This window comes from Moorena sp. SIO3I6 (assembly GCF_010672095.1).
In genome coordinates, this window is the sequence record NZ_JAAHHU010000501.1 from 1 (window position 1) to 3,072 (window position 3,072).

At 42.4% G+C, this 3,072-nt stretch carries 3 protein-coding genes; all 3 read left to right on the plus strand.

The window, feature by feature from the left end; translation table 11 throughout:
* Positions 1–242, plus strand: a 242-nt coding sequence (locus F6K49_RS38610) for a hypothetical protein (protein WP_366514283.1), incomplete at its 5' end; no start/stop codon positions are given.
* A 151-nt stretch (positions 243–393) separates the two neighbouring features.
* Complete coding sequence (locus F6K49_RS38615) at positions 394–1,419, plus strand: glycosyltransferase family 2 protein (protein WP_075895530.1); 1,026 nt, start codon at positions 394–396, stop codon at positions 1,417–1,419.
* A gap of 40 nt (positions 1,420–1,459) precedes the next feature.
* Positions 1,460–2,485, plus strand: coding sequence for a glycosyltransferase family 2 protein (locus F6K49_RS38620; protein WP_075905602.1), 1,026 nt, complete (start codon positions 1,460–1,462; stop codon positions 2,483–2,485).
* The last annotated feature ends 587 nt before the right edge of the window (positions 2,486–3,072 follow it).

Below are 3,072 nucleotides of genomic sequence, written 5' to 3' on the forward strand. Positions count from 1 at the left end.
AGATTTCTCAGCTTGAAGTAAAACTTAGCAAAATGTCCCAAGATGCCTTGACTCTGGAAATTCTAGAGCGAGATTTACGCATTGCACAAACCGTCTATTCCTCTGTTTTAAGCCAATGGGAACTAGTTAAGTCAGACTCATCTATTATGTATTATCCCCAACTGCAATTGGTAGCCGGTCCTACCTTACCCACCAGATCACAAATGCCAGACAGTCTAGTAAACTTGGGCAGAAAATTGTGATCAGTTTCTGGGAGGATAATAGTGCTCACGAGGTAATTTTTAGTGGTCAGTTGTCAGTTTCATATATTTATCTATTTTACCTATTTCAGGATTAATTTTTTAAAAAACGTTTAAATCAAAACTAGTTCTCTTGAAAACCAGTGTCCAAACAATGAAACATGTTTCTGTCATTATTCCAGTCTACGGAGTTGAAAACTATATTGCAGCAGCGGTGCAGTCTGTTCTCGACCAGACCTATACCAACTTTGAAGTGCTCATTATTGACGATGAATCCCCAGACAGTAGTATAAAAATTTGTCAAGAATTTTCGGATCATCGAATTAAGATTATTCATCAAACTAATCGGGGACTTGCTGGAGCGCGAAATACAGGAATTCGCCAGGCCAAAGGAGATTATTTAGCCTTTTTAGATGGGGATGACTTGTGGTTGCCTCAGAAACTGGAAAGACATATTGAACACTTAGAAAAATTTCCAGAGGTAGGGGTTAGTTTTTGCCGTTCTGCATTGATTGATGAATCGGGAAATTTATTGAAAACTTATCTAATGCCTAAGTTAAAGAACATTACCCGATCAGATTTATTCCGGTCTAGTCCTATTGGTAATGGTTCAGCTCCGGTAATTCGACGGGAAGTCTTTGAAGCGATTAGGTATCAAGATAACCTTTACGGCACTACAGAAGATTTTTACTTTGATGAAAACTTCCGCCGCGCTGAAGATATTGAATGTTGGCTACGTATTGCGATTCAGACAGACTGGAAAATTGAGGGAATCCCTGAAGCACTAACCCTATATCGAGTGAATTCAGCCAGTCTTTCAGCGAACTTAGTCAAACAGTTAGATTCCTGGAAACAAGTACTAGCAAAAACTCGCTCCTACGCTCCTGACTTGATTGAGAAGTGGGGAAATTTAGCCCTGGCCTATCGATTGCGAAACTTTGCTCGTAGTGCAGTACGTCTCAAAGATGGACCAATGTCTGTCAAACTAATTAATGGTGCTTTGGCAACTTACTGGCGTCTTCTCTTGGAAGAACCAAGCCGTACCCTTCGGACTTTGGCTGCTGCCTATTTACTTTTGCTGTTGCCTAAGCCCCTATATTACTACCTCGAAGTTCTGGCTGTCAAAGTAGTGGGAATGATCCAAAGACGTCAGATTTTACAAGACAAACTTGGACAATAATTGTCTTAGTCATTCAATATAAGATAAGATGGATTATAAAATGAAAAAAGTTTCCGTCATCACTCCAGTCTACAACGTTGAGAAGTATATTGCTGCTACAGTACAGTCAGTTTTGGATCAAACTTACCAAAGTTTTGAATATTTGCTGATTGATGATGGTTCTCCTGACCAAAGTGTAGAGATTTGCCAGCAGTTCCTAGACCCCAGAATCAAAATTATTCGTCAGGAAAATCAGGGAGCTAATGCAGCAAGGAATGAAGGTATCCGCCAAGCCCAGGGAGAGTATTTAGCATTTTTAGATGGCGATGACCTATGGTTGCCTGAAAAGCTAGAAAAACATATTGAACATTTGGAAAACAATCCCAATTTGGGGATTAGCTTTAGCTGTTCTGGGTTTATCGATGAAGCAGGAAATTCCCTAGGAATCTATCAACTACCCAAGCTAAAGGACATCACCATGGGTGACATCATTTGCCGTAATCCTATTAGTAATGGCTCCTGTGCTGTGTTCCGCAAGGAGGTATTTGAAGCTATTAAGTACCAAGAGACTATTGACGGAAAGACCAAAGACCTTTATTGGGATGAGGGATTGCAAGGGTCACAGGATTTGGATTGTTGGTTTCGCATTGCTATCCAAACCAATTGGCACCTGGAAGGCATTCCTGACTCTTTGACTCTATACCGAGTAAATTCTGGTGGTATATCAGCTAACTTGTTCAAAAAACAAAGGTCTTGGGAACAGGTAATTGAGAAGACTCGTTCCTATGCTCCTGAGGTGGTGGTTGAGTGGGAAAACCGCGCCCGTGCTTACCATTCGAGGTATCTAGCTCGTCGGGCAGTTACCTTGAGAGATGGTGCCATGGCTGTCCAATTCTTCAACGAAGCTCTGGGGAGCTACTGGCAGATGCTCTGGGAAGAACCACGTCGTACGGTGTTAACTGGGGCTGCGGCCTATTTGCTCTGGCTTATACCTGAGAATCTTTACAAGCATATAGAAGCTTTAGCTTTAAAAACCACAGGGTCTTCACAAAAGCGCCGGATTTCTCAAGCAATCAGAGGTACATGAAATTTCATCTATTAGCAAATAGGTAAAGCTCTGCTACCAATACATGCTGGTTAATGGGTAATGGATAATGCCTCTGTCAATCATCCATTACCCATTAACTATCTGTAGCATCTACAGGACTTACGCGGTGAAGTTTATTTCGCCCCCCTATCCCCCCAATTCTGGGGGGGAATGATGTCAAAGTCCCCCAGAATTGGGGGACCAACGGGGGCAAATGCGTAAGTCCTGATCTATAAAGCGATGCAGCAAAGCAACAGGGAGTCTCCACAGGGCAAACAGCGGTGCCGACACAGGTTACCCACACAGCCCCGGGAGCAGGTCTTGCAATGCTTAAACATTAGTACTATTTTCCAGTAGAGCAAGCAATTACCCATGAGGGGGCTATAGATAATGTACAAATATTCATCCAGGACTAGCTCCCCTGATGACCTATTATAGAAGAAGTCAGAAGTCAGAAGTCAGAAGTCAGAAGTCAAACTCTTGCGCTTACTTAGGTTTGAGACTTTTGTCATGTCCGCGCCTGCCCTGGCGACTGCTATACCTATTACCTATTACCCATTACCTATTACCTTAGTACTTTTGTTCGG

Excerpts from the sequence above, each read along its gene's own strand:
- F6K49_RS38615 (WP_075895530.1), top strand. The coding sequence starts at position 394 with ATGAAACATGTTTCTGTCATTATTCCAGTCTACGGAGTTGAAAACTAT.
- F6K49_RS38620 (WP_075905602.1), top strand. The coding sequence starts at position 1,460 with ATGAAAAAAGTTTCCGTCATCACTCCAGTCTACAACGTTGAGAAGTAT.